The sequence below is a fragment of the Gemmatimonas phototrophica genome (genome assembly GCF_000695095.2).
GTDB classification, from domain to species: domain Bacteria; phylum Gemmatimonadota; class Gemmatimonadetes; order Gemmatimonadales; family Gemmatimonadaceae; genus Gemmatimonas; species Gemmatimonas phototrophica.
The window spans coordinates 4582798-4608787 of the sequence record NZ_CP011454.1; the positions used below are offsets into that span (position 1 = coordinate 4582798).

Sequence of the window (25990 nt, forward strand, 5' to 3'; positions counted from 1 at the left end):
ATGACTTCCCCAGTATTCACACGGGCGCGCCGAGTGGCGGCCGCCGCCGGTACCGCCCTGCTCGCCCTCGTTGGTGCCTGCAGCAGCGATACCCCCACCGACGCCTTCGCCCCGTTGGCGCCGGCACGCCTCGCGCTCGACGCCAGTGTGCGTTTCCAGACCACCGGTTCCGCGTCGCTGCGCGTGCGCTCCAGTTACGTACGCACCGATCTCACCCGACCACCGCTGGACTCGCAGAACATCAGCCTCACCGATGCGCCGTCGCAGCAGGTACCCATCACCATTGACCTCGGGCCCTGTCTCAGCGATCCGCTCCGTGGCAGCGCTACCGGTGGCACCCCCGCCGCCGATGAGTGTCTGGTGTGGGTTGAGCTCGCGTTGCTCACCAACGGCGTCGTGGTCGATCGCGATACGCTCAAGAACATCTCCATGCGCCCGGGGCAAACGGCATCCGCCCCGGCCAGCATCACCCTCGACGAAGTGGGCACGGTGCGCCTGCTGCCTCCGAGCGCCAATGTCGTCTCGCCGGGCGCTCCGCTGCGCCTCGAGGCCACGCGCACCATGACCATTGGGGCCGAGGTGCTTGACGGGGCCAACCGCCCGCTCACGCGCCCCGTCACTTGGAGCACGGCCAGCGCCACCATTGCCACCGTCACGAACGCCGGGGTGGTTACCGGCGTGGCGCCCGGCACGGTGCGCCTCACCGCGACCGTGGGGTCCAGCACAGCCTCGGTTGACGTTCGCGTGGTGCCCCTGCCGCAAGCCGTCACCATTACGGCCGGCACCGGCTCGTCGGGCACCGGCACCGTGGTATCGGTACCGGCCGGGCTCAATTGCGCCATCTCGGGGACCACCACCAGCGGCACCTGCACCGCCAGCTTCCCTGGTGATGCCAGTGTGAGCCTCACCATGACCACCGGCAGCAGCACGTCGTTTGTGGGCTGGGGCGGCGATTGCAGCGGCGCGAGCGCCTGCACCTTTGCCACCTCGCAGCCACGCGCCGTGAGCGCCACGCTGCGCGCGTTCCGCACGCTCACGGTCACCGGCATTGGTCCCGGCAACGGCAGCATTACAGCGCCCGGTAACGTGATCAACTGCACGTGGCAGTTCGGCTCAACCAGCAGCGGCCCCTGCACCGCGCAAATTCCCGACGGCACGCAGATCACGCTCACCGCCGCGGCACAGGCCAACAGTCGCTTTGCCGGCTGGCGTGGAGACTGCGCCGCCGCCACGGGCCTCACCTGTACGCTCACCATGTCCGCCAACCGATCCGTGCAGGCGGACTTCGGACAGCTCGCGGTGTATCGCATCTCCGCCGGGACGGGCACCGGGAACGGCTCCGTGCTGTCGTCGCCGGCGGGGATCAACTGCACCGTCACCGGCACCGCGGTGTCCGGCACCTGCTCCATGGCTGTGCTCCCCGGCACTGTGGTGTCACTGAGCGCACAGGGGAGCGGTGGCAGCACCTTCCGTCAGTGGGGCGGCACCTGCGGTGGCGCCACGGCGGTGTGCGTGCGCAGCAATACCAACGGCGGTGACTTCCCCAGCACGGTAGCCTTTGACAATGCCGTCGCGCTGAACATCACCCCCGACCCGCGCTCCACGGGTACCGGTCAGCTCAACGGCACCTCGTTCTTCTTCTGTACGATCTCGGCGACAACCGTCACGTCGGCGCCCTGTGCCAACACCTATCCCATCGGGACGACGGTCACCATCGACGCCTTCACCACGGGCTTCACCGATTTCGTCGCCTGGGGCGGCGCCTGTGCCAGCTTCATCGCGTCGCGCTGCACGCTCACCATGAACAGCAGCACTGCGGCCACCGTGCGCTTCGAAGCGGTACCCACCGCACGCTTGCGCCTCCAGCTGGACTCTGACCGGGGATCGGTCCAGGTGTCGCAAGCGCCGTATCTGGGACAGCAAACGTGCGTGCGGAGCACGGCGAACCAAGCACCCACCATCTGCGACATTACGGTCGCCCGCAATCGTCAGATGGTCATCACCATCGTGGACAGCCCTCCCATTTTCGGGTCCTTCAACGAGATCGGCGTCTGCGCCCTTGCCTCCTCGCCCTGCGTCACATCCATCAACGCGGACGCTCAGGCCGACATCTTCTTCTTCGACAGCCAAGCTTTGATCATGAATCGGTCAACCGGCTCGCAGCCGGCCGCGCAGCCATCACGACCAAGCCCCGTGAAGCGAAAAGGCGCCGCGCGCCAATAGCGCGCGAACCGTCTCGGTGATCTCCGCAGAAAACGGGGGCGCGATCATCAGATCGCGCCCCCGTTTCCTGCTTCCTCTGTTGCCCTACTTCGTCCCCCGCTCCAAACTCGCCAGCAGCGTCTTCGCTCTCGCGTTGTCGGGATTGGCCACCAGCGATTCCTTGTACAGCGCAATCGCCTGCGTGGGGTTCTTGCGGTCCTGCTGCTCCAGCGCCCGGCTCAGCAGCATCATGCTCTTGAGCTGGTTGGGCCCCTTGGCACCCACCGACGCCCCTTCGCGGACCCCCGCCGGCACCGCCGGCAACTTGAGCCCCTCGTTGAGCTTGGTCCCCAGCTGCGACAGCAGCTCCAGCATGTTGTCGGCCTTGCCACTCACCGTGGTGGCAAACTCCAATTCCGACGTCTCGGTGTTGATGGCGCGGACATCCATGCGCATGCGCTCCTTGGGATCAATCACAAAGCTGCCCATGAGCATGTGCAGGGCACCCAGCACCTTCCCCGCCTTCACCGCCGTCGCCTGATCCACCCGCCCCGCCGTGGCCAGGTTCTGCTCTTCCAGCAGCGCCTGTACCCGGTCACGCTCCACGACGCGGATGTTGGTGTTGGCCGACAGCTCCGTAATGAGCATCTCGGCCAGCCCCTTGCTCAGTGGGGCATATTCCTCCGCCTTGCCCAGCGCCCCGTTGGTGAAGTACATGATGGCCACGGTCGGCTTGGAAGACGCGGTGCCCTGCGCCTTCAGCGCGGCCGGGAGCAGGCAGAGCGCCGCCACCGGACCAGCCACCAGCGTGGCGGTCAGGGTCCGGCGGGTACGGCGGACAAGCGAAGCAACAGGCATTCGGGTATTCTCCGGAGGGTGTTAGTCCGGGAAGATACCGCCAACACCCCCATTTCGTTCAGTTCCAAGCCGGCCCCGTTCGTTTCACGTCTCGTTCCGCCCTGATCCGCATGCCCAAAGTTTGTCCCGTCTGTGGCGCAAGCTATTCCGACGCCAACGTCTTCTGTCCGGCCGACGGCAGCACCTTGCGTGCGGCCGACTCCGACGGTGACCTCATTGGCTCCGTCGTCGCCGACCGATACCTCGTGACCGACCTGCTCGGGGAAGGGGGTATGGGCAAAGTGTATCTCGCGCGCCATGTGCGACTGCCACAGCAGGCCGCCATCAAGGTGCTGCGCGCCGAAATGCTCAAAGACCCAGCCGCCGTGGCGCGCTTCAACCGCGAAGCTGCCAACGCCTGCCGCATTGAACATGAACGCGTGGCGCGTGTCTTCGACTTCGGTGAAACGAGTGAAGGGCTCGTGTACCTCGCCATGGAGTACGTCCCCGGCGATGCCCTCAAGGATGTGCTCCGTAAAGACGGGCCGCTCCCGCTCGCGCGTACCGCCACCATCGTACGGCAGATCGCCGACGGGCTCGACGCCGCGCATCGACTCGGCATTGTGCACCGCGATCTCAAGCCCGACAACATCCTTGTCACCAAAGACGAGGTGGACGGCAGCGACAAATGCAAAGTGGTGGACTTCGGTATCGCGAAAGCCATGGGCGGCAACGAAAAGGAGTCGGGGCTCACCAAGACCGGCTTTGTGGTGGGCACGCCCGAGTTCATGAGTCCCGAACAGCTGCTCGGCACCGAACTCGATCAGCGCAGCGATGTGTACGCACTGGCACTGGTGGCGTATCAGTGCCTCACCTGCGATCTGCCGTTCGACACCAACACCCCTGATCGCGGGATGACCGCACGCCTCATGTCGGCGCCGCGGACGCTCGAAACCGTCAAGCCCAATCTCTCCTGGCCCCGGGAGCTGCAACGCGTCTTTGACCGGGCGCTCGACAAGACGCCGGCCAAGCGCACTGCCACCGCCGGCACCTTTGCGCGGGAGTTTGAAGCGGCCATCACGACGCCGGCGGCGCAAGCCACTCCGGCGGCGGCGACACCGGCGCTCGACCCGTCAACGCCCGGTGCAGCGCGCATGATTTCGACCTTCGACAAGTCGTTGGCTCCCAAACCGGCCAAACCCACGCCGTCGAAGCCCAAGAAGGTCACGGCACCTACGCCCAGACCCTCCAAGGGCACGCCGGCGGTGACCGCTCCCGTGGACGATGAGCCGCGCGCCACGCGCAGCTTTCGCCTGCCGAGGATTCCGCTCCCCAGCCTCGGTCTCGTGCTGGTGGCGGCCGCCGGCTGGTGGTGGTTTACCAAGCAGCGCGCACCACGGCCCAGTGACCTGAACAGGCTGCTCAACAGTGCGACGCAGACCGCTGGGTCGGTCATGAACAGTGCGCAGAACGCTGCCGACGCCGCCTCCAATGCGGTAAGCACCGTGGGCAGCGAACAGGCCGGTACCATACCTGCCGGCACCACGCCCGTACCAGGAGCACCTGCGGCCGGCGGGTCGCCGGCCGCGCCTGCTGGCCCTGCGGCCGGTGCGACCACCGCCCCGGCGCCAACAGGATCGACACCCGCCGGCACACCGTCTGGCGGCGCCGTATCACCAGGCGCGGCGTCGGCCCGTACGACGCTCGACAGCATCACCAAGTCGCTCGATCCCACCGACTCCAGCGATGAACAGGCGCGCGCCGCCATCAGCACGCTGCGCTCCATCATACTGCGGCTCCCCACGTCCACCGACAGCACGTGGGCGTACATCCGCATTGCCGAAGCCTATCTCATTGTCGATGAACTCAAGCCGGCGTGTGCCGCGTTACGCTCCGCGCGCGGCGTGGCCCGCAGCATGAACCAGGCGGAAGTCATCAATCGCTACTTCGGTACGATGGGCTGCGCCCAACAGTAATCACGTGCACCACCCCGCACGCACGAGGCCCCGTTCGACGTCCTGTCGAACGGGGCCTCGTGACGTACCGACCGCTCCGGTTACTTCGTGACCTGCGAGACGCAGCTCATGCGGCCCATCCAGCCGCGCGTCAAGACATTCGCCGCCTCACGACGCAAGGCTTCAAACTTCAGCATCACCGGCTGTGCGTCCTTGCCAGTGGCGTTCCACGTCACGTTCTGCCCTTCAAACTGGTCGGCGTTCGCCACCAACCGGAAGATGGCCCAATCGCCAACGGCCGAACGGACCTTGATCGGCTTGTTCTTCTTGAATTGGGCCTGCAGTTCCGCGTCGCGGCCGTTGGTCGCTGGCCACACCACTTCGTTCTTGAACGACCGCTTGTCAAAGCGCGCTTCCTTGCCGTTGTTGCGCAGAATGAGCAAGGGGGTGTTGTCGGTAATCACCCCGCTCGCCAGCCAACGCACCATGGGCGTAGCGGGGTCTTCGGCAAAGAGCGCGTTCGAGACATCGGCGGCGCGATTGAAGAAGTCCACGAAGCTCTTCGAGAGCTCCACCTTGCCGCCCCCTTTCGCCACCCAGGCGTTCCCCTGCTTCTCAAGGTACGGCGCCAGACGCTCCTGCTGGAACACCCAGAGTTCGCCGTTCCCCGGAGCCAGGATGGCTTTGATATCGGCCACGCTGGCGTCGCTGGTGGCTTCCGGATTGAACGGGAAACGCGAGGTGAGCTGATCAACACGCGAGCACAAGGCGCGGCCCCGTTCGTTCAGGATGGCCGCTTCCGCCGCCGTTCCCGCCGCCGCACCACCACCGCCACCGCCACCGGCCGCTACCGGAGCTGCCACCGGCGGCGCGGGCAGCCGCTTGGCCGGGGGACGCTGCGACGCGACCGTCTTCAGTACGGCTTCCGCCCCGGTTATGGGGGCCAGCAACAGCTGCTCTACCGGCGTGGCCAGCGCTCCGCCGGCGCCGCTCACATCAAAACTCTGCGACACCCGCTTGGCGGCCACGCGCGCCTTCGTCACATCGCCCGCGGCAAGCTGCGCCGCCTGCACCAATGCCTGCGTGCTGGGCGTATCCACCGCCGGCGGCATGTTGGCCACCTGCAGCAACACGCCCTGCAGCCCCAGCAGGCCATCCATGTACGGCTGGTTCTTTTCCGACACGAACTTGTCGGTGATCTCCGGCGGCGTCACGGCATGCACTGGCTGGAAGTCCATGCGCATGGTGGAATCCACCGCCGTGTTCATGGCCACCGTCCGCAGCACCTGCAGCAACGGACTTTGCACACCAGCCAGCACATCCAGCTTGGTAGCGGCATCCTTCACCGTCGAGCCGTTGATCACCTTGGCGCTTTGTACCACCTGCGTCCACGTGCGGCCGTAATCGTCGCGATAGCGGGCCCGCAGCGACGCCACCACCGAATCGCGGTTCAACGACTTCGCGGCCGTCACGTCACCCACCACCCAGGTTTCGCCCTGGAAATACCGGTCGGCGTTGCGGAACGCATCGCTCATGAATGCAGCACCCTTGCTGCTGAAGGCGCCCTGCACTTCGGCGGTCGCCATCAGAATGCCTGGCGACTGCGGAATCTTGACCGGCGGCACCGCCGCGTTGGCCGCGCCCAGCATGTTGAGGTAGATCTGCTCGGCCCCGGTAAAGCGGGAAAGAAAGTCCCGCGCGTGCGACACCACCGCGGCATCGGCGGCTCGCGGATACGGATTCACCGTGGGCAATGCCGAGGCGTAGTACTCGAACTGGCGACGCGCCAACGCCGTGACATCGGCGTCAGTGGTCATCCCCCGCTGCCAGCTTGAGAGCAGCACCGGCGCCAGAAAGGCACTCGTGCTGCTGTCGGGCGACGTGGTGGTAATCAGATAGGCCTTCAGCCAACCATACGATTCGCCGTAGTCATTGCTGGCACTCGGCACATCGGGCAGCGACTTGAGCGAATCGCTCATTGCCGTCCAGGCATCGGTGAAGAGCTGCTTGCGGAAGCCGTCAAACCACACCGGTCGCGCGGCATCCAGCAGTGCCGCGCCGCGCCACAATCCGAAGCGCAGGCGCAGCGGTGGCCCCTCGCGTTCGTAGGCGCCCAGCGTATCCAGCTGCGACCGCAACGCGTCGAGCCGCGACAACGCTTCCACACTGGGAAACGCCACCGTACCGGGAGCCGACTGTACGGTGGGCAGCGCCGACACTGCCTGCGCGGCTTCCTGCACGCGCGACTGCAACGCGCGATTCCCCAGCCACGACACCGTCACCATGATGAGCGCCAGCACGCTGGCCGCAATCCCGCTGCCAAACATCACGCGACGGGCGCGCTGCACCCGCACCCCACCGCGCGCCACCGACGCCGCCCCGGTATCGGCCAGCACCACGTCGCGCAAAAAGCGATCGAGGAACACCCACTCCGGTACCTTGCGCGACACGGCCGCCGACGCCACGGGCGCGCTGGGCATCGCCGCCTGACGGAAAAGCCCCGTCGCGTCCGACGTCACCGCCTGTGCGGCGGCGGCCGGGGCCGCGCCCACGTCCGTAACCACGACCGGACGTGCACCGGTGAAATAGAAACCGCGCAGCTGCGGGCTGGCCCCCAACTGCGTGGGGCGACACAGCTCCACCAGAAACTGCGAGACGGCCGCCTGGACCTTGCGGAATTCCCGCGGCAGTTCGTAGGCGCTGTACCGTCGATCCAGCTGCGTCTCACGACCCAGCACTTCGACGCGCCGTGCCCCCAGCGTTTCACTGATCTCGCTGAACGCCTGAGTGAGCCGCGGCGCGAGGCGTTCGGCGTAGTTCCCCGTGTCAGCCTGCGTATCGAACGCCAGCGTAGCACCCAGCGGCGCCCGTAATTCGTCCTTCGTGAAAACACTGGCCCACGCTTCGAAGTACGGCACGCGGTCCATCTTGGTGAACATCACATACACCGGGACCGCGAGCCCCAACTCCTTGGCCGCTTCGGCCAGACGCAGCCGCATCGCTTGCGCCAGCGTCTGCAGCTGTTCACCGTTGGCGCCCGCATAGAACAAGTCGCAGGGGACGCACACCACCACCGCGCGTGCGGCCGCCTCCCCCTTGCCAACCGCCGCCGCCACGCGCGGCGCGCGCAACGCCCGGACCACCTTGGCAAAGCGAGGCGCATCGGTGAGCAGCTTGCTCGACAGTTCGGCGATCACGCCGTGCTGCATGGCCCACACATTGGCCGTCTTGGTGCTTGGTGGCACGTCGTTGGCCCCGGCGGGCACATCACCGGCCAGCAGCTCGGGATCGCCTCCCGAGCGTGCCACCATCGTGGACTTGGCACTCCCTTCCGGCCCCAGCACCAGCACCAGCGTGCGCGAGGCGAATCCGCCACGCGGCAACCGCGTGCGCGCCGATCCAATGGCCAGCAGCACATCGTCACCCGGGTCGAGCACCGGCTCGGCGTCCTGCGGACGCAAGTACCAGAGCACGGCCCCCGCGGCAATGAGCCCCAGCAGCAGGAAGCCGATACGCACCACCCACGTGGCGGTCGTATCGAGCGTCATCGTCTTTTCCAGCACGACAATGAGCGCCACGGACACGAGGAGAATGACCGCGGCGATGATCCACCGGAGTGACTTATTCTGAATTGCCATAGTGGTGGTCCTCAGCGCGTGGTGGCGGTGGCCGTGACGGCTGGCGCCAGCGCGCGCACCGAGTCCGTGCCACTGCGAAGCGTGAACGCGTAGGTGCCCCAGAGCGCGAAGAGCAGGATGACCGCGCCAATCGCCCCGATGGCCAGCGGCTTGAGCAGCGGATCCGTGGCATCCACGCGGTCGGCCGGTGGCTGCCAGTGCGGCGCCAGATCAGCCCCCAGCCGACGGATGCGCCCCAGACGTTCCGCAATGCGTTGCGTGGTGGCCTGCAACTGCCCGTTGTCTACCGCGCCGTACTTGCCGCGGAAACCCAGCAGCAGACAGAGCTGATAGACCTCCAGCAGCTCCGGCAATTCCGGGCCGTCGGGGCGGGCGAGCAACTGATCCACATGCTGAAAGAACCACTCGCCGCCCATGTGGCCGCCAAAGAGTTCGTCCTGCAACGGACGGCGCGCCCACTCGGCCAGCACCGGATTCCGTGCGTTCAGCACGGATTCATCGAGAAAGGCCACCACGGCAAAGATGGCCAGCCGGGCGTCGGCGGTACTGAACCCCAGTTGCAACGCATCCTGTTCGGCACGGGCCAGCAGTTGCATGATCTGCGCGCGAAAGGCCGTCGCGTCGGACACCGTCTGCCGTTCGGCCCGAAGGCGAACCACGGCGGTGAGTGATTCCTGCAGGGCACTGGCCAGACGACCCGGAATGGCAGGCGTCGATACGGACACAGTAAGTCCTCGGCGGGGAGCGAGAAGAGAAAACGCTGTCGTGACGCGTCAGGCATGTCACGATAGCGGGAGCTGGCAGAACGATTACTTCGGGAGCAGGATGGCCAATTCGAGATAGGCCCCGGGCAACGCATCGGGGACATACACCCCGACCTCACGACTCTCCTGAATGCTGAGCGCGCACGGGCCGGACATGGTGAGCTCGAAGTAGGTAAAGTCGGGCTTGGGCGCGAGCGCCGAAGGCGGCATGGGCAGATGCTCCGTGGGCAACCCGTTGAAGGCGCGCCGCACCAGTTCCAGCACGAACTTCGTGGCGCAGGTCTTGGTGAGCCGTTGCACCCGGTCCACCAGATCCGCCGCGCCAACGTCGGCCCGCACGGCGAGGAACCAGCGAACACCTGGTTCAAAGCAACGCGGATCGGCAATGGGCGACGCATGCAGCACATCACTCACCCGCTGCAACGGCACAATAAGCGCCCGCGCGGAGATGACGACATCCAGATGCTGCCGCAATTGCCGCTCGAGGGTGTCGAAGGTGTCGGTCGCGGCGTCGTGCGCGTAGAGCGGTACATCGCGCGGGTGACTGGTCATGGAGAAGGTGCACAATGCCCCGGCAAGGCGGGCCAGCTCCGTGTACAGCCGTTCCGGTGTCGCCTTGCGTGTCAGCAGCAGGTGGCGGAGGGGCGCATCGGATGAACGCACCGCATGCAACAGCCAGCGCGTGGCCAGTTCATTGCCAACGTACCCGGCCGCTCCTCCGGTGGCGGTGGCCGTGGCCTGCGACAACGAGGCCACCAGCGAACTGCCTTTGGCCTCCAGCAGGCTCACGACCTGTCGCGTGAGATCGAGCAACCGTTCACTGGCGCCAATGTGCAGCACGGGGGGAACGAACGACGCATCAAGGCCGAACTGCCCACGACCGTCTCGACGAACGCGGGCAATCGGCATTGCAATCACCTGATCGGTGAGCTCTTCATCGAACAGCAGCTGCAGGTTGCTGGCCGCCAGTTTGACGGTCAACGGATCGGCGCCGGTGGATTCATCAACCAGCACTTCTTCCCGCACCTGAAAGCGGGCCGCGATCCCATACGTGGTATCGGTGAGGTTGCTGGCGTCGGCGCGCCAGGGTGGCACTGCGAGGTACAGCACCTGCCCGTCGCGGGAGGGCGAGAAGCGATCCGCCACCACCATCGGCTCGGGGCAGGGATCCGCGTCGGGGCAGGAGAAGACCATTCCATCGGGCAGCACCCCGCGCGCCTGCATGATGACCAGGGTACCGTTGCGCAGCGCGTCTTCGTCTATGGCGAGCGAGGAGAGCCCGTACGAAAAGGGGGCGAGCAAGCCGAGCGTGCGCGCCGTCTGTTCTTCGTGATAGCGGCGTTGGGCCTGGAAGTGTTGCGGCGTGAGGTGCATGCCGTCTTCCCATACCACGCGGCGCGACGGCGGCGACATCAGACGCACAGGAACTCCAGAGGCAGAAGCAGAACGGAAGGCAGACGCATACGAGCCAGATCGTCCGGAGGATGGGTCGGCGATTGCGCCCAACGGCTGGGGCATGAACAATTGAACACTTCAACATTACATTCGCGATCTGCCCACGGTGTCATGTTGGATGCATCATTCAAGGGCTGTGCTGTCACGGTTTCCCAGTGACGGCCGTTTCCGACCGCATCCTGCACCCGCTGATCTTCCGGACATGAGCGACGATTTCAACGCGCGATACCGCCTCCTCAAGTGTGTGGCGGTGGACGACGGTATCCGATCCCACAACGCGCAAGAGATGGCGACTGGCCGCGTGGTGATGGTCCATCTGGCCGATGCGGCGGGCCCCGACGAAGTGGAGCGGCTGCGCGGGCTGTTGGGTCGGCTACCGGCGCCGGACAAGAATCGCGTGCTCGAAACCGCGGTGCTCCCCTCAGGCTATGCCATTGTCACCGAATTTCTGGCCGGGCTGAGCTCATTTCCCGGCTGGTTGGCCACCAAGGCCGGCGCGTCACCGGCCACGGGACAGGCACTAGCCGCCCCGGCTCCGGTGGCTGCGGTACCGGCGGCCCCGGTGGTCCCAGTAGTCATAGAGACGCCGGTGGCCGCGCCCGTACCCATTGCACCGGCCGCGATGGCGCCGTTGCCGCCGGTCATGGACCTGCCACCAGCCCCGGCCGCGACGTCTGCCGGTGCTCCCGCCGCGGGCGCCTTTACGCTCATGTTCGGCAAGCCGGAGGTTCCGGCACCGGAGCCTACGGCGGCCACCGCCACCCCGGCACTGCCGGTCCCGCTCGGCGTGGCGCTCACGGCGACTCCTATGGAAGCGCCGGCTGTCCCCCCCGTGAGCGCGCCAATCGCGGCAGCGCCTGTCGCACCAGCCCCTGTCGCACCTGCGCCTGTCGCACCAGCGCCAGAGGCCCCCAAGGCGCCGGGCGCTTTCACCCAGATGTTTGGCGCCCCGCCGGTGCCGGCCACTCCTGCTGCCGATGATGTTCCCCCGGTTGATAGCGATGATTTACGGCCACGATACGAACAGCTTCAAGTCACACAAGCGTCAGTACCTACGCCAGTGCAGCCTGTGGCGGCCGTGCCGGTCCCGCCAGTAGCCCCGCCAGTAGCCGCTCCGGGGGCGTTTACCCAGATGTTCGGAGCGCCCTCCGTCCCGGCCTCGGAGCCAGCGCCGCCGCCCGCGCCGCTGTCCCCGCCCGCGGCCCCGGCCGCCGCCCCCGCCGCCCCCGCCGCCCCCGCCGCCCCGGGTGACTTCACGCGGATGTTTTCCGCCCCGGCCACCGCGGCGCCGCTGCCCCAGTCCATGCCCCCGTCGCCGGTCGCGCCACCGGTGTTCGCGCCGGTGATGCCGCCGGTGGCCACGCCGCCTGTCCTGACTCCGCCGGTCATGACCCCGCCGGTCATGACCCCGCCGGTCGCAACACCGCCGGTCTGGCCGCCCGCCAACGCCTCGCCGCCGGCGCCGCTCTTTGGCTCGTCAGCGCCGGCCGGTGCCCCCCAGGGCTACGCTGCCGCGCCGCTGCAACCGCCCCCGCCAGCCCCAACCCCGCCGCCGGTCGCGCCCATGACCGCGGGCGGCAGCCCCTTCGGCGGGGGGCCGTCCGTTGTCCCGCCCCCAATCTTTGCGCAGGGGCTGAGCACCACCTCGCTCTCGCCGCTCGGCGGCGCAGCCGCGCCGTCCAATGCGGCGGGCCCCAGCGATTTCACGCGCATGATCAGCAAGGCGCCGGCCCCCGTGGTGCCCGAGGCCGCCCCTCCCGGCTCCCGCCACACCGGCCAAGGCAACCGCTGCCCCAACAAAGGGCATCCCGGCCGGCCTGGCCGCCATCATTGGCGTGGTCGTAATCATTGCCGTGCTCATCCTGGTGTTCGTGCTGCGGCAGCCCGTCCCGACCGTTCCGACCAAACCCGCGGTGCCCACGGCACCCCAAGTAGCACTCCCCAAACCGTAGCGGCGTGAGAGGTGAGACCGCCGAATCGCGAATCGGAGGTCTGAGGTCTGAGGTCAGAGCCTGCGATGGATATCGAAGGTGAGAGTGTCGAGACAACAACGATGGTGAGAGGTGCGAGTGCTGGCGTTCGCTCTACCGTGCCCTCCCACGGACGCCGCTGGAACAGCGGTCGTCCCCGCCGTTACCCCAAGCCCGTGTGGGGCACATCAGTGCGGAGGGACTACTCGCACCTCTCAATGTCGTAGTTGTCTCAACACTCTCACCTTCGATATCCATCGCACATTCCCGACTCTCACGTCCGAATTCGGATTCCCGACTCGGCCGTCTCCCCTCTCTCATCTCAACACGATGACGAGTTCGAAGCGGGCTTCGACTAGTTCCGCCGGCACATACACGGCGAGGTTGCGCGCGCGGGCAATCGCGTCCCATGCCGCGCCACTCTTCCGAATGGCGAAGTACTGAAAATCGAGCTTCACCGGCACGGCCGGCGGCGGAGCGGTCACGTGCGCCATTTCGAGGCCCGGCAGGGCCTGACGAATAAGCGTGTCCACCACATCGGCGGAGCCCAGCTTGCACCCTTGCAGCACCTTGGGGATGAGCTCCTGCTGGCGCACCGGCGCACTCACCGCGAGGAACCACTGCGGCGCGTCCAGCCATGTGCTCTGATCCACCGCCGTGGCGTGCAGCGTGGGACGCACGGCCTTGAGCGGAATCGACACGGCGGCATCGACCACCGCCCCATCGAGCAATTCGTACAGCCGGCGCTCCAGTTCCTGAAACCCGTCCGTCAATCGCAGGTGATCGTACGACGGGAGCGTGCGCGCATCGGCGCTAGTGGCAAACGAGGACAACGCGCCGACCAACGCCACCATGGCCTCCCACAACGCCGACGGGTGCCCACGACGCACCTCGGCCAGATGCCGGATGGTGGGCAGGTGCGTGTTCACCGTATACAACAACCAGAACGCGCCCACGTCGGCCACGGAAAAGTCAGCCAGATCCTGGTTCCGCTGACGACGACTGCCGGCCAGCGACGCACTGCGCGCCGAGAGGCGTTCCACCAACCGACGCGCCATCGCTTCCAGCCCGTCGCTCGCTGCGATATCCAACAGCGGCGGGATGAAGGAGCGGTCGAGGGTGAGATCGCCACCGGCTCCGCGGCGCACCCGCGCCAATGGCATGGCCGTGTACCCTTCGAGGCTTTCCCCTTCGAGCACCAGACGCAACGTAGGTGGTGCCACCTGGATAGGACGTTCCGTCAATCCCGTCGTCTCGTCACGCGTGAGCTGCTCGTCAGCATGCCATCGCGTCAGTTGAGCGTCCGCCACGCGCGCCACGTTGCGAGCCCCCACGCGATACTCGGGGACCGCGAGGGACACCACCAGCGTGCTCTGATCAGGACCAAACGCCGTCGCACACGGCTTCGGCGGCGGCGTGGGGCCTGACACTGGCGCATCGAAGAGCAATCCATCGGAGAAGCGACCGGAGACGGCATTCACCACCAGCGTCCCGCTGGCGAGCGCGTCCGTATCGACGTCCAATTGAGAGAAGCCCCAAGGGCAAAACGAAATCGCTCCCACCTGAAACGCGAGAGCATCTTCGTGGTGTCGATCCTGCGCCTGCAAATGCTGTGGCGTCAGGAGCACGCCTTTGGTCCACAAAACCGGTGGCAAGTGTCGCATGCCCTAACGTATCACCAGAACCGGCGCGCGGGCGAGCGGCGTCGTTTCGCTGCGTGACGTTTTCGTCACTTGACGGAATCACGCCGGTATCCCTGCTTGCACATTGCTTGACATTGCTGCCGCAGGGGCGAAAGCTTGGTCCTCCGCACTTGGCGGCTCCCACCCAGATGTTTCACCAGTAAGGTCTCTCGCCGGAGCACTGCATGGCCGACAGTACCCAGAAGAAACTGGAACGCGTTCGCCCCCCCCGCATCCAGATCTCCTATGAAGTGGAGACCGGTGGCGCCATTGAAATGAAGGAGCTGCCGTTCCTCATGGGGGTGCTTGGTGATTTCAGTGGCAACCCCACCGAACCACTCGCGCGGCTCAAGGATCGCCAGTTCGTTGAAATCACGCCGGACAACTTCGACGACACGTTGGCCAGCATGAAGCCCCGTCTGCAGTTCGCCGTGGAGAACAAGCTGAGTGACGATGCCGACGCAGCCAAACTCGGCATTGAGCTCAACTTTCGCAGCATGGACGACTTCACCCCCGACGCTGTGGCGCGTCAGGTGAAGCCCCTGCGCGAGCTGCTCGAACTGCGCACCGAACTCGCCAACCTGCGGGCCAACCTGCAGACCAACGAGAAGCTCGACGAAGTGCTGCAGGACACTCTGGGCGATGCCGACAAGATGGCGAAGCTCAAGGCTGAACTTGGCCTGGAGAGCTGACCATGGCTGATCCGACCAAAGCCGCCGCACAGGCCGTCACCACCGACGCCGAACTCACGCTGCTCGACCAGATCGTCGAACAGGGCAAGATGGGCAAGGATGCCGACAGCAAGAGCAAGGGCAAGGACCTGCTCAAGCGGTTCGTGGGTGAGGTCCTCGAAGGGGCCATTACGTTCAACCGCGACACTGAGACCATGATCAATGCGCGTATCGCGCAAATCGATCATCTCCTGTCGTTGCAGCTCAACGAGATCCTGCACCACCCCGAGTTCCAGAAGCTCGAAGGGTCGTGGCGCGGCCTGCAGTATCTGCTCAAGCAGAGCGAGACCGGCGCCGGCCTCAAGATCAAAGTGCTCAACGTGTCCAAGAAGGACCTGTTGCGCGATCTCCAGCGTGCCCCGGAGTTCGACCAGAGCGCGTTGTTCAAGAAGATCTACGAAGAAGAGTATGGCGTCTTCGGCGGTACGCCGTTTGGTGCCATGGTCGGTGACTACTACTTCGACAAGAGTGGTCAGGACATCGAGCTGCTCGAGAAGATCTCCAACGTGGCGGCCGCGGCGCACGCGCCGTTCATCAGCGCCACCGATCCCTCGATGCTCAACCTCGAGAGCTGGACCGATCTCGATCAGCCGCGCGACCTCGCCAAGATCTTCGACAGCACCGAGTACGCGAAGTGGAAGGGCTTCCGCGCCAGTGAAGACTCGCGCTATGTGGCCCTTACGGCGCCGCGTGTGCTCGCCCGCGAACCGTACGGCAGCGCCACCGTGCCGGTGGAAACGTTCGGCTACGAAGAGCGGGTCGATGGCACCAACCACGGGCACTACACGTGGATGAACGCGGCCTACGCGATGGCGGCCAACATCAACAAGGCGTTCGCCATGTACGGCTGGTGCGCGTCCATTCGCGGCGTGGAAAGCGGCGGGCTGGTGGAGCAGCTCCCGGTGCACAACTTCCGCACCGAGTCGGGCGAGATCGCCATGAAGTGCCCCACCGAAGTGCAGATCACCGATCGCCGCGAAAAGGAACTGGCCGACCTCGGCTTCGCCCCGCTCGTGCACCAGAAGGGCACGGCCAACGCCGCCTTCTTCTCGGTGCAGTCGGCCCAGAAGCCCAAGGTGTACGACGACCCCAACGCGTCCAGCAGCTCACGCATGTCCGCGCAGCTGCCGTACATCTTCGCGACGTCCCGCTTTGCGCACTACCTCAAGGTCATGATGCGGGACAAGATCGGCGGCTACACCAGCCGCGATCAGATCGACGTGTTCCTCAACCGGTGGATCGGCGAATACGTCGCGGCCCCGGGCTCCAGCCCCAGCATCATGCAGAAGCGGCCGCTCTCGGCGGCCCGCATCGACGTCGTGGAAGTCGCGGGCAAGCCCGGCGCCTACCGAGCCGTCGCGTTCCTGAAGCCGCATTACCAGCTCGACGAGCTGGGGGTCTCCATGCGTCTCGTGGCAGATCTTCCGCAACCGGCGAAGTAATCCGCCGGCCCGTTCCCGCACGTACCTGCTCGTTCTGTCTACTCTAACAAATTCAGGAGATCTGTATGGCGATTTACATGAAGCTCACCCCGCTGGTGGCAGGCGAAGCCACGTCGGCCAAGGCCAAGGGGTACATCGTACTCCAAAGCTTCCAGTTCGGCGTGGGCGTGGGCGTCTCCATGGCCGTTGGGTCGGGCAATCGCGAAACCTCGCTCCCCTCCCTCTCGGAAATCACGGTCACGAAGATGACGGACATCGCGTCCACCACGATCTTCGAGTCCGTCTGCAAGCGCACGAACTACAAGTCCGCCGAAATCATCTTCACCACCATGATCGGCGCCGGCAATGAAGAAACGTTCCTCAAGTACAACCTCGACAACGTGATCTTCAGCGGCTACAGCCTGTCGAGCGGCGGCGATCGTCCGTCCGAGTCGCTGTCGCTGAACTTCACGAAGGTATCCGTGCAGTACATGCTCGACCAGAACAACCAGCTCAAGACGGATTCCCCGATCAAGTCGTGGAACCTCGAAACGAACGCCGCGTGATGCTGCTGGCCTGACATCTGCGCCCGTGCGGGAATCCCCCGCGCGGGCGCAGGTGTGCGTTTCCCCCGTTCACTCCCTGTTTATGACCGCGCACGCCCTCTATGCCGACGGCCGGCTCGACGCCGCAATCGAGCAGCTCATTGAGGAGCTGCGGTCGCACCCCACCGACGACGCACGACGCAGTTTCCTCTTCGAACTGGCCAGCTGTGCCGGTCAGTGGGATCGCGCGCTGCGTCAGCTCGACGTCCTGGCCAAGTCCGGCCACATGGCGGAAGCCGGCACCCTGCTGTACAGGGCAGCCATCCTCAACGAACGCGTGCGCGAACACATGTTCGACACCGGCGACCTGCCCAGGGGAGAAGCACCCGAGCCGGTATCCGGGACGCTGAACGGCACGCCGTTCTCCTCGCTGCGCGATGCCGACCCCCGCATTGGTGCCCGCCTCGAAATCATGGCCGGTGGCCGCTACCTCTGGATTCCGTTCGCGCACCTCGCGGCGGTCACCATGTCTGCCCCCGCACGCCTGCGCGACTTGCACTGGGCGCCCGCGCGCGTTGTCGTTGGCCCCGCCATTCGCGACCAGGAACTCGGCGAAGTCCTGCTCCCCGCCCTCACGGCCGGCGCCTGGCGTCACGCCGACGATGCGATCCGACTTGGCCGCGCCACCGACTGGCTCGACCTCCCCGATGGCGACTTCGCCCCCGTCGGACAGAAAATTCTGCTCGTCGATGACCGCCCTGTCCCGTTGGTCGACGTGCGCGAGTTGCACATCGCAACGCCCGCTTGATGACCCACTGATCCAGAGTCCGCCGCATGCCGCTCAACGCTGACCTTCTCGCCGCCTGTCTGACCCCGATCCCCGGTGAGCAACCGGCCGGTGTCGAACTGCGGTATGATCCTCGTCTCAATGCCATCAAGGAGGCGCGGCGCGAAGAACTGGTGCCAGGCCCCGATGCCAAAGCGGCCGACTGGGCCACCGTGGTCACACTCTGCTCGGGGTATCTGCAGAAGGAAACCAAGGATCTCCAGTTGGCGGCGTGGCTCACGGAGGCCCTTATGCGCCGGCAGGGGTTTGGTGGACTGCTCACTGGCGTCGCCATTAACCGCGGCCTCCTTGAGTCGTTCTGGGACACCGTCTATCCGCTCCCCGAAGACGACGATCTGGAACTGCGCGCCGGCCCCATTGAGTGGATCGGCAGCAAACTCGCCTTGCCGGTGCGACTCACCCCGGTCATTGGCCGCTTCTCCTGCGCCGATCTCGATACGGCCCGCAGCGTGCCCGACGAGCAAAAGGCCCAGCAGAACGAGGAACAGGCGGCGCTGCGCGAACAGGCCGTGGCGGCGGGGAAGCCCACCCCCGAAGACGTCGAGTCAGCGTCGGAAGCGCTTTCCAAGGTGCAGGTGCGCGCCGTCATCGCGGATATCGACGCCACCCTGCTGGAAATCCAATCGCTGGAGAAGGTCACCGACGATCGGTTCGGGCGGGACAGCCCCTCCCTCCTGCCTTTGCGCAACGCCCTCGATGAGCCGCGCCGCATTCTCGCGTCACTGCTCGCGCGCAAACTCGAGACCGACCCCGACCCCGTCGAGGAAATCCCCGCCGAAGGCGAAGGCGCCGGCGAAGGCGCGGGCGACGTGGACGGCGACGGCACACAGTCCCCCGAACCCGTCAGCGCCGCCGACGCCGGCCGCCGCATTGGCGTGATTGCCCGCTGGCTGCGCCAGCAGCAGCGCACCAGTCCGTCGGCGTACCGACTCGTGCGCGGGTATCGGTGGGGCGAACTGCTGGCCCAGGGGACGGAATTGGAACTCCGCCTGCTGGAAGCACCGCCCACCGCGGTGCGCTCCCGGCTGCGCGCGTTCATGCTCGACGCCAAGTGGGCCGAACTGCTCGAACAGGGAGAAGTGCTCATGGCCACGGCCGCTGGTCGTGGCTGGCTCGATCTGCAGCGCTATGCCTGGACGGCGGCCACCAATCTGGGCGCTGAGTATGCGCCCGTGGCCGCCGCGATTCGCTCTGAACTGCGCACGCTCCTGGCGGCCTTTCCTCAGTTACCCCGGCTCACCCTCATGGACGAAACACCCACTGCCAACGAGGAGACCCGCGCCTGGATCGCGGAGGAAATCCTGGAGGAAGCCGCGCCGTTGGCCGAGGTCGGCGAGGCGCAGGACGCCATGCCCTCCGACGGAACCGAACTGCTCGCGGTGGCGCTCGACGCCGACCACCGGACCGCGGAACAAGGTGGTCTCGCCCGCGCCCGCACGCGGCATCCAGCCGCCCCCACAGCCGGTGACAGCTTCGATCTCGCTCTCGCGGAACTGCGCGGTGGCCGGCCTCAGCGCGCCATCGAGCTTCTCACCGTCGAGCTGCAGCGCGAACGGTCGCCCCGCGGACGGTTTCTCCGGCAAACCCAACTGGCCTTCGTCATGGTCGAGGCCGGCCTTACCGCCGTCGCGTTTCCCATCCTGCAGCAACTGCTCGAGCAGGTCGATGAACAGAAGCTCGATCAGTGGGAATCCGGCCCGCTTGTGGCCCAGCCGCTGGCGCTCATGTATCGCGTGCTGAGAGCCCGCAACGAGAACGAGTCGGAGCAGGAACAACTGTATCTTCGCATCTGTCGCCTCGATCCGATCCAGGCGCTGGCCTTGCGGTCCTGACGCAGGCCATCGCTATTCATGGCACGCACTGAACTCGACCGCGCCGTCCAGCCGTCGCTGCTCGATCGGCTGACCGACGACGATCCGCGGGTCGGCAGCGATCTGCCGATCTCGCGGGAGGAGTCGGCGCGCCGGTTCCGCCGCAGCGTGCAGCGCGATCTGGACTGGCTCTTCAACACGCGCACCACTGCGGTTACGCCCGGACCCCATAGTCTCGTGGCCGCTTCAGTACACCAGTATGGTCTGCGCGACTTTACCGGGCTCACCACATCCATCGCCGACTGGCGACAGCTGCTCGTGGAGAGCATGGAGATCATGATCCGGCGATTCGAACCACGCCTCGCCAACGTATCCGTCTCCCTCGCCGAAGATGTCAATCCGGCGCTGCAACAGGTGCGCTTTACCATCTCGGCCCTGCTGATCATGGACCCGAGCCCGGAACAGGTCGTCTTCGATACGATCTTCGAAGTGTCCAACGGCACCTACGAAGTCGAGGACAAGTCGTAAGTCATGTCCAACGACCTGCTACTGTACTACGAACGCGAACTCACGTACCTCCGCAAGCTCGGCGCGGAGTTTGCCCGGCAGTACCCCAAGGTGGCCGCGCGCCTGCAGCTCGAAGCCGGCCGCTGCGATGACCCGCATGTCGAGCGCCTTCTCGAAGGGTTTGCGTTTCTCGCCGCGCGCATCCATCGACGACTCGACAGTGACTTCCCCGAGATGTCGCAGGCGCTGCTGGAAATGCTGCACCCGCAGCTCATCCGGCCGCTGCCCGCCATGACCGTCGTCGAAATGGAGCTCGACCGCGCTCAGGGACGGCTGCCGGAAGGTTTCCAGGTCAAACGGGGGAGTGCACTGCATACCCGGCCAGTCAACGGTATGCCCTGCGCTTTCCGCACGACCTACGACACGACGCTCTGGCCCATCAGCGTGGAAGCGGCTGAGTGGACCACCCCCGATCGCGTGGGGGCCGCCGCGCGTGGACGCGATGCCGTTGCAGCCATCCGGATCGAGCTGCGCGCTTTTGAGGGCGTCAAGCTGAGTGGGCTGACGCTCGAGGCACTGCGCGTACACCTCGCCGGCGACGGCGGCGTGGTCGATACGCTCTACGAGCTCCTCGCCAACCACACCATCGACATCGTGGTGCGCAACCCGGATCGCCCCGCGACGCCGGCGATCTCGCTCGGCGCACGGGCGCTTACGCCGGTCGGATTTGGCGAGAACGAAAGCATGCTCCCGCACCCCGATCGCACGTTTGCCGGGTTTTCGCTGCTGCAGGAGCTCTTCGCTTTCCCCGAGAAATTCCACTTCTTCGATATCGGTGGGCTGGGGGACGCGATGCGTCGCCTCCAGGCCACCGATCGGGTCGAAGTCGGATTCCTGATCAGCAGTTTTGAACGCACAGAGCGTCGGCAGGCCGTGGAAGTGGGACTCTCCCCGCGCACCTTCCGACTCGGTTGTGCGCCGGCCGTCAACCTGTTTTCGCAGTCGGCCGAACCCATCCTGCTCACCGAACGCAGTCACGAGTATCTCGTCATTCCCGATGCCCGGCGCCGCGTTGAAGTGGAAGTGTGGTCGGTGGACGACGTCACGCTCATTGAACACGCCGAGCAGCGCAGTCAGACGATTCGCCCGCTGTATTCCCACCAGCGCCTCGATGGGAACGAAGCCGACCATCTGTACTGGACGGCAACGCGTCGCCCCTCCGTCTGGCGCACCGACGACGGCATGGATGTCTTCCTCACCTTTACCGATCTGTCGGGAACGGTGCGGGCGCCGGATGTGGATGTCGCGTCGCTGCACATTACCGGCTACAACGGGGAGTTGCCCAGTCGTCTCCCCTTCGGAGCGGACAGCCACAGTGACTTCGAGCTGGTGAGCGGCGGGCCGGTGCCGCGCATCATGGCCGTCACCACACCCACGCGCGCCACGCAACCCACGCTCGGCTCGGCGCTGCTCTGGCGAATGATTTCTTCGCTGTCACTCAATCATCTGTCGCTCACCGACGGCACCGCCGATGCGTTGCGCGAAATTCTGCGGCTGCACGACTTCACCAATTCGTTGAGCGCCGAACGGCAGATTGATGGCCTGGTGGGGGTAAAGAGCAGCGCCGCCTTTGCCCGCGTGGCCGCACCGCACGGCATTGCCTTCGCGCGCGGGCGCCGCATTGAGCTGGAGTTCGACGAAGATCAGTTCCCGGGCGGGGGCATGTTCCTCATGGCCAGTGTCCTCGACCGCTTTCTGGCGTTGTACGCCAACATGAACAGCTTCACGCAAGTCGCGGTGCGCTCGCGGCAGCGACGGCGGCCCGTAGTGGATTGGCCGGCACGCGCCGGATGGCGGGCCCTCCTGTGAGCACGGCGCCATGACGACCGTGCGAGCCGACACACGGCTGCGCCAGTTGGAGCAGGACGCGACGGGGTACGAGTTCGCGCAACTGGTCCGGCTGTTGGCGCGCGCCCGGTCGGGACGCGCCACCATTGGCGGCTGGGCCGATCCCGGCGCTGAGGTGGTGCGAATTGGTGTGCCTCCGTCATTGGCGTTTCCCGTTGGGGAGGTCGCCGAACTGGACGTGCCAGAGGCCGCAGACACGCCCATTCGCCTGTCGGTCAACTTCTTCGGCCTGACCGGGCCGCAGGGAGTGCTGCCGCATGCCTATACCTCGCATGTCGCCGCCCGTGCCCGCGCGCGCGACACGGCATTTCGCGACTTCCTCGACCTCTTTCACCACCGGGCGCTGTCGCTGTTCCACCGGGCGTGGGAGCACCACCGGCCTCAGCTGGCCGCCGAACATGGCGAGCCGGATCGACTGCACCAACACCTCGATGACATCGCTGGGGTCGGGACCGACGCCACGCGACGCGCCGCCGGACCGCTCGCCGATACCGTTGCCTATTACGCCGGGCTGTTCGCGATGCGCACGCGACCGGCCACCGGGTTGGCCCAGTTGATCAGCGACCACTTCGGCGTCCCCGCCACGGTCGAACAATTCGTTGGCGAGTGGCGTCCGCTGGTCGGCGACGGACAAGTATGCCTCGATGACGATGGCCCGGCCGGTTGCCTCGGCAGTGCCGTCATAGGCAACGCGGTCTATGACCCGCAGGCGCGGGTCCGGCTGCGGCTGGGGCCACTCACCCGTGCCCAGTTCGATGCCTTTCTTCCCGCCGGGCGCCTCTTCGACTCCCTCTGCCAGCTGGCGCGGCTGTACGCCGATGACCAGGTGGGAATCGACGCCCAATTGGTTTTGGCCAAAACCGATGTCCCCAGCCTCCACCTGGGAGCGGCCGATACCCCGCCGCTGGGGTTCGGCAACTGGCTGCGAACCCGCCCGGCCACGCACGACGCTGATGATGTAATGCTGTCGCTCTGTAGCTGACCACGGTCAGCGCCGTTCGTTTCATACCTCCCCCTCCCCGTTCCTCCCCCGGAGTCCAAGATGTCCGTGAATCTTCGTGGCCTGATCGCCAAGCTCAATGCCCCCGTGCGCAGCGCCGTCGAAGGTGCCGCCGGCTTGTGCCTCTCGCGCACCAACTACGACGTCGAGCTTGAGCACCTGCTCGTCAAACTGCTCGATGCCACCGATAGCGACCTGGCCATCATCCTCAAGCACTTCGGGGTCAACCGCACCCGCTTTGCCGATGATCTCGCCCGCGCACTCGATCGCCTGAAGACCGGCAACGGTCGCACGCCGTCGCTCAGCACGTCGCTCGTTAACGCCTTGCGTGAAGGGTGGGTGATCGGGTCCGTGGAATACGGTGCACCGCGCGTACGCACCGGGCATGTGGTGTTGGCCATGCTGTCGGTCACCGAACTGACTCGCATGGCGATCGACATCAGCAAGGAGTTCGAAAAGATTCCGGTTGATGTGCTCAAGAAGGACTTCGTCACCATCACCTCCGCCTCCGCCGAAGCGTCGGCCGAAGTGGGCAGTATCGACTCCGTGGCCGCCGGCGCCAGTGCCTCCTCGGGTGGGTCGGGGCCGGCCAAGGCCGGTGGACGCACGCCGAATCTCGACCAGTACACCGTTGACCTCACCGAGAATGCCCGCAAGGGCAAGATTGATCAGGTCCTCGGCCGCGACTTCGAAGTGCGGCAGGTGGTGGACATTCTCACGCGGCGCCGGCAGAACAATCCCATCCTCGTGGGTGAGGCGGGCGTTGGCAAAACGGCTGTCGTGGAAGGCTTCGCGCGACGCATTGCTGATGGTGACGTCCCGCCGCCGCTGCGGAATGTCCGGCTGTTGTCGCTCGATCTCGCCATGTTGCAGGCCGGAGCCGGCGTAAAGGGTGAATTCGAGAATCGCCTCAAGGGACTCATTGAAGAGGTGAAGAACTCGCCCACGCCCATCATTCTGTTCATCGACGAAGCACACACCATGATTGGGGCCGGTGGTGCGGCCGGACAGAACGACGCGGCCAATCTCCTCAAGCCCGCGCTCGCCCGTGGTGAGCTGCGCACGATTGCCGCTACCACATGGAGCGAGTACAAGAAGTTCTTCGAAAAGGACCCGGCACTGTCACGGCGTTTCCAGCTGGTCAAAGTGGAAGAGCCCACCGAAGACGTGTGCTGCGTGATGATGCGCGCCGTTGTGCCGGCGCTCGAGAAGCACCACACCGTGCACATTTTGGACAGCGGCATGGAGGCCGGCGTGCGCCTCTCGCATCGCTATCTCCCCGATCGCCAGCTTCCGGACAAGGCGGTGAGCGTGCTCGATACCGCCTGTGCCCGTCTGGCCCTCGGCCAGAGCGCCACACCCGGACCCATTGAAGATCTCAAGCGGATTCTTGACGATCTGGCGCTGCAGGAGCGTGTGCTGAACCGTGAGCAGTCGGCCGGTATGGACCACCAAGAGCGGCTCGCCGGCATTGCCGAGCGCCGTACGCAGGTGGAAGCGCAGCTGGCGGTGCTGGAGGCACGTTGGGGCAGCGAAAAGGCGCTCGTATCGCGTATTCTCGAAGTGCGCGCCCAGTTGGTGGCCGAAGGCACCGATCCGGCGTCCATCGATACGCTTCGTGCTGACTACGCCGCCGCGATGACCGAGCTGGAAGCGTTGCAGGGCGATACACCGCTGGTGCGCCCGTTTGTGGATGCGTCCATCGTGGGCGAGGTGATCTCCGGCTGGACGGGCATTCCGGTCGGGAAGATGCTGAGCGACGAGCTGGGCACCATGCTCGAACTCGAGAAGCACCTCGGCGCGCGCGTTATTGGTCAGAGCCACGCCCTGGTTGACATTTCGCGCCGCGTGCGGACGTCCAAGGCCGGTATCGAAGACCCGAACAAGCCCAAGGGCGTGTTCATGCTCGTGGGACCGTCGGGCGTCGGCAAAACCGAAACGGCGCTGGCGCTTTCCGATCTGTTGTATGGTGGAGAACGCAACATCATCACGATCAACATGTCGGAGTTCCAGGAAGCGCACACAGTCTCGACGCTCAAGGGGTCGCCCCCGGGCTACGTGGGCTACGGCGAAGGTGGTGTGCTCACCGAAGCCGTTCGCCGGCGGCCGTACAGCGTGGTGCTGCTCGACGAAGTCGAGAAGGCCCACCCCGATGTGCTGGAGCTCTTCTTCCAGGTGTTCGACAAGGGCGTCATGGAAGACGGGGAAGGACGACAGATCGACTTCAAGAACTCGATCATCATCCTCACCACGAATGCCGGCACCGAGACGATCATGAAGCTCACCGCCGATCCGGATACCATGCCGTTGCCGGAAGCCCTGGCCAAGGCACTCAAGCCGGAACTCGATGCGGTGTTCAAGCCGGCCTTCCTCGGCCGCATGGTCATCGTGCCGTTCTTCCCGGTGCGCGACGAAAACCTCAAGCAGATCGTGCGCCTCAAGGTGGGCAAGATCGCCCGCCGTCTGCGCGAGACGCACAAGCTCGAAATGCAGCACGACGAGACGCTCATCGCCCAGGTCGCCGCGCGGTGCACCGAGGTGGAAAGCGGAGCGCGCAACGTGGACAACATTCTGTCCAACACGTTGCTCCCCGAAATCTCACGGATGTTGCTGTCAGCCATGGCCGAAGGGCGGCGACCCACGGCACTCGTAGTGGGGGTCGGCGAAACGGGCGACTTCACCTACGACATCGTGGCCGCGTGATTCAGTATACACCA

General features: G+C 65.9%; 17 protein-coding genes. 12 read left to right on the forward strand and 5 right to left on the reverse strand.

Going from position 1 to position 25990, the window contains the following annotated elements; genetic code table 11:
* A complete protein-coding gene (locus GEMMAAP_RS19300) occupies positions 1–2223 on the forward strand; it encodes an InlB B-repeat-containing protein (protein WP_082821517.1) in 2223 nt (740 codons plus the stop codon).
* A gap of 84 nt (positions 2224–2307) precedes the next feature.
* Here GEMMAAP_RS19300 and GEMMAAP_RS19305 read toward each other — a convergent pair whose 3' ends face one another.
* Entirely contained in the window at positions 2308–3060 is a 753-nt protein-coding gene (locus GEMMAAP_RS19305) for a CsgG/HfaB family protein (RefSeq protein WP_026851033.1), read from the reverse strand.
* 110 nt (positions 3061–3170) lie between these two features.
* Between GEMMAAP_RS19305 and GEMMAAP_RS19310 the strand changes: the two genes are divergently transcribed.
* Positions 3171–5015, forward strand: coding sequence for a serine/threonine-protein kinase (locus GEMMAAP_RS19310; protein ID WP_053334628.1), 1845 nt, complete (start codon positions 3171–3173; stop codon positions 5013–5015).
* 80 nt (positions 5016–5095) lie between these two features.
* Here GEMMAAP_RS19310 and GEMMAAP_RS19315 read toward each other — a convergent pair whose 3' ends face one another.
* The 3 genes from GEMMAAP_RS19315 to tssK (GEMMAAP_RS19325) all read right to left on the reverse strand — a co-directional run bounded on the left by GEMMAAP_RS19315 (position 5096) and on the right by tssK (GEMMAAP_RS19325) (position 10809).
* A complete protein-coding gene (locus tag GEMMAAP_RS19315) occupies positions 5096–8632 on the reverse strand; it encodes an ImcF-related family protein (RefSeq protein ID WP_026851034.1) in 3537 nt (1178 codons plus the stop codon).
* Positions 8633–8643: 11 nt separating this feature from the next.
* Entirely contained in the window at positions 8644–9357 is a 714-nt protein-coding gene (locus GEMMAAP_RS19320) for a DotU family type IV/VI secretion system protein (protein ID WP_053334629.1), read from the reverse strand.
* Positions 9358–9441: 84 nt separating this feature from the next.
* Positions 9442–10809, reverse strand: coding sequence for a type VI secretion system baseplate subunit TssK (gene tssK / locus GEMMAAP_RS19325; RefSeq protein WP_026851035.1), 1368 nt, complete (start codon positions 10807–10809; stop codon positions 9442–9444).
* 244 nt (positions 10810–11053) lie between these two features.
* Here tssK (GEMMAAP_RS19325) and GEMMAAP_RS19330 point away from each other — a divergent pair, with 244 nt between their 5' ends.
* Positions 11054–12811 carry a hypothetical protein gene (locus GEMMAAP_RS19330; RefSeq protein WP_075071580.1) on the forward strand — a complete coding sequence of 586 codons (1758 nt, stop codon included), beginning with the start codon at positions 11054–11056 and terminating at the stop codon, positions 12809–12811.
* 327 nt (positions 12812–13138) lie between these two features.
* Here GEMMAAP_RS19330 and tssK (GEMMAAP_RS19335) read toward each other — a convergent pair whose 3' ends face one another.
* Complete coding sequence (gene tssK / locus GEMMAAP_RS19335; protein WP_026848842.1) at positions 13139–14485, reverse strand: type VI secretion system baseplate subunit TssK; 1347 nt, start codon at positions 14483–14485, stop codon at positions 13139–13141.
* Between the two features lie 203 nt (positions 14486–14688).
* Here tssK (GEMMAAP_RS19335) and tssB point away from each other — a divergent pair, with 203 nt between their 5' ends.
* From tssB to tssH, 9 genes are all read left to right on the forward strand, one after another.
* Positions 14689–15195 (forward strand): type VI secretion system contractile sheath small subunit, encoded by a 507-nt coding sequence (gene tssB, locus GEMMAAP_RS19340; protein ID WP_026848843.1) that lies wholly within the window; start codon positions 14689–14691, stop codon positions 15193–15195.
* Positions 15196–15197: 2 nt separating this feature from the next.
* Complete coding sequence (gene tssC, locus GEMMAAP_RS19345; RefSeq protein ID WP_026848844.1) at positions 15198–16676, forward strand: type VI secretion system contractile sheath large subunit; 1479 nt, start codon at positions 15198–15200, stop codon at positions 16674–16676.
* Positions 16677–16753: 77 nt separating this feature from the next.
* The gene (locus GEMMAAP_RS19350; protein ID WP_158514938.1) at positions 16754–17221 is read left to right on the forward strand and encodes an Hcp family type VI secretion system effector; all 468 of its coding nucleotides are present in this window, start codon (positions 16754–16756) and stop codon (positions 17219–17221) included.
* A gap of 82 nt (positions 17222–17303) precedes the next feature.
* Positions 17304–18008: a type VI secretion system accessory protein TagJ gene (locus GEMMAAP_RS19355; RefSeq protein WP_026848846.1), complete on the forward strand. Its 705-nt coding sequence runs from the start codon at positions 17304–17306 to the stop codon at positions 18006–18008.
* A gap of 26 nt (positions 18009–18034) precedes the next feature.
* Entirely contained in the window at positions 18035–19879 is a 1845-nt protein-coding gene (gene tssA, locus GEMMAAP_RS19360; RefSeq protein ID WP_026848847.1) for a type VI secretion system protein TssA, read from the forward strand.
* 18 nt (positions 19880–19897) lie between these two features.
* Positions 19898–20386, forward strand: a complete 489-nt coding sequence (gene tssE / locus GEMMAAP_RS19365; protein ID WP_043580046.1) for a type VI secretion system baseplate subunit TssE — start codon at positions 19898–19900, stop codon at positions 20384–20386.
* Between the two features lie 3 nt (positions 20387–20389).
* Positions 20390–22234, forward strand: a complete 1845-nt coding sequence (tssF, locus tag GEMMAAP_RS19370) for a type VI secretion system baseplate subunit TssF (RefSeq protein WP_026848848.1) — start codon at positions 20390–20392, stop codon at positions 22232–22234.
* Between the two features lie 10 nt (positions 22235–22244).
* On the forward strand, positions 22245–23255 hold the full coding sequence (gene tssG, locus GEMMAAP_RS19375) for a type VI secretion system baseplate subunit TssG (RefSeq protein WP_053333817.1): 1011 nt from the start codon (positions 22245–22247) through the stop codon (positions 23253–23255).
* 60 nt (positions 23256–23315) lie between these two features.
* Complete coding sequence (gene tssH / locus GEMMAAP_RS19380; RefSeq protein WP_026848850.1) at positions 23316–25976, forward strand: type VI secretion system ATPase TssH; 2661 nt, start codon at positions 23316–23318, stop codon at positions 25974–25976.
* The last annotated feature ends 14 nt before the right edge of the window (positions 25977–25990 follow it).

What these genes read in the sequence shown, in the direction of transcription:
- GEMMAAP_RS19300 (WP_082821517.1), top strand. Translation starts at nt 1, where the DNA reads ATGACTTCCCCAGTATTCACACGGGCGCGCCGAGTGGCGGCCGCCGCC.
- GEMMAAP_RS19305 (WP_026851033.1), bottom strand. Translation starts at nt 3,060, where the DNA reads ATGCCTGTTGCTTCGCTTGTCCGCCGTACCCGCCGGACCCTGACCGCC.
- GEMMAAP_RS19310 (WP_053334628.1), top strand. Translation starts at nt 3,171, where the DNA reads ATGCCCAAAGTTTGTCCCGTCTGTGGCGCAAGCTATTCCGACGCCAAC.
- GEMMAAP_RS19315 (WP_026851034.1), bottom strand. Translation starts at nt 8,632, where the DNA reads ATGGCAATTCAGAATAAGTCACTCCGGTGGATCATCGCCGCGGTCATT.
- tssK (WP_026851035.1), bottom strand. Translation starts at nt 10,809, where the DNA reads ATGTCGCCGCCGTCGCGCCGCGTGGTATGGGAAGACGGCATGCACCTC.
- GEMMAAP_RS19330 (WP_075071580.1), top strand. Translation starts at nt 11,054, where the DNA reads ATGAGCGACGATTTCAACGCGCGATACCGCCTCCTCAAGTGTGTGGCG.
- tssK (WP_026848842.1), bottom strand. Translation starts at nt 14,485, where the DNA reads ATGCGACACTTGCCACCGGTTTTGTGGACCAAAGGCGTGCTCCTGACG.
- tssB (WP_026848843.1), top strand. Translation starts at nt 14,689, where the DNA reads ATGGCCGACAGTACCCAGAAGAAACTGGAACGCGTTCGCCCCCCCCGC.
- tssC (WP_026848844.1), top strand. Translation starts at nt 15,198, where the DNA reads ATGGCTGATCCGACCAAAGCCGCCGCACAGGCCGTCACCACCGACGCC.
- GEMMAAP_RS19350 (WP_158514938.1), top strand. Translation starts at nt 16,754, where the DNA reads ATGAAGCTCACCCCGCTGGTGGCAGGCGAAGCCACGTCGGCCAAGGCC.
- GEMMAAP_RS19355 (WP_026848846.1), top strand. Translation starts at nt 17,304, where the DNA reads ATGACCGCGCACGCCCTCTATGCCGACGGCCGGCTCGACGCCGCAATC.
- tssA (WP_026848847.1), top strand. Translation starts at nt 18,035, where the DNA reads ATGCCGCTCAACGCTGACCTTCTCGCCGCCTGTCTGACCCCGATCCCC.
- tssE (WP_043580046.1), top strand. Translation starts at nt 19,898, where the DNA reads ATGGCACGCACTGAACTCGACCGCGCCGTCCAGCCGTCGCTGCTCGAT.
- tssF (WP_026848848.1), top strand. Translation starts at nt 20,390, where the DNA reads ATGTCCAACGACCTGCTACTGTACTACGAACGCGAACTCACGTACCTC.
- tssG (WP_053333817.1), top strand. Translation starts at nt 22,245, where the DNA reads ATGACGACCGTGCGAGCCGACACACGGCTGCGCCAGTTGGAGCAGGAC.
- tssH (WP_026848850.1), top strand. Translation starts at nt 23,316, where the DNA reads ATGTCCGTGAATCTTCGTGGCCTGATCGCCAAGCTCAATGCCCCCGTG.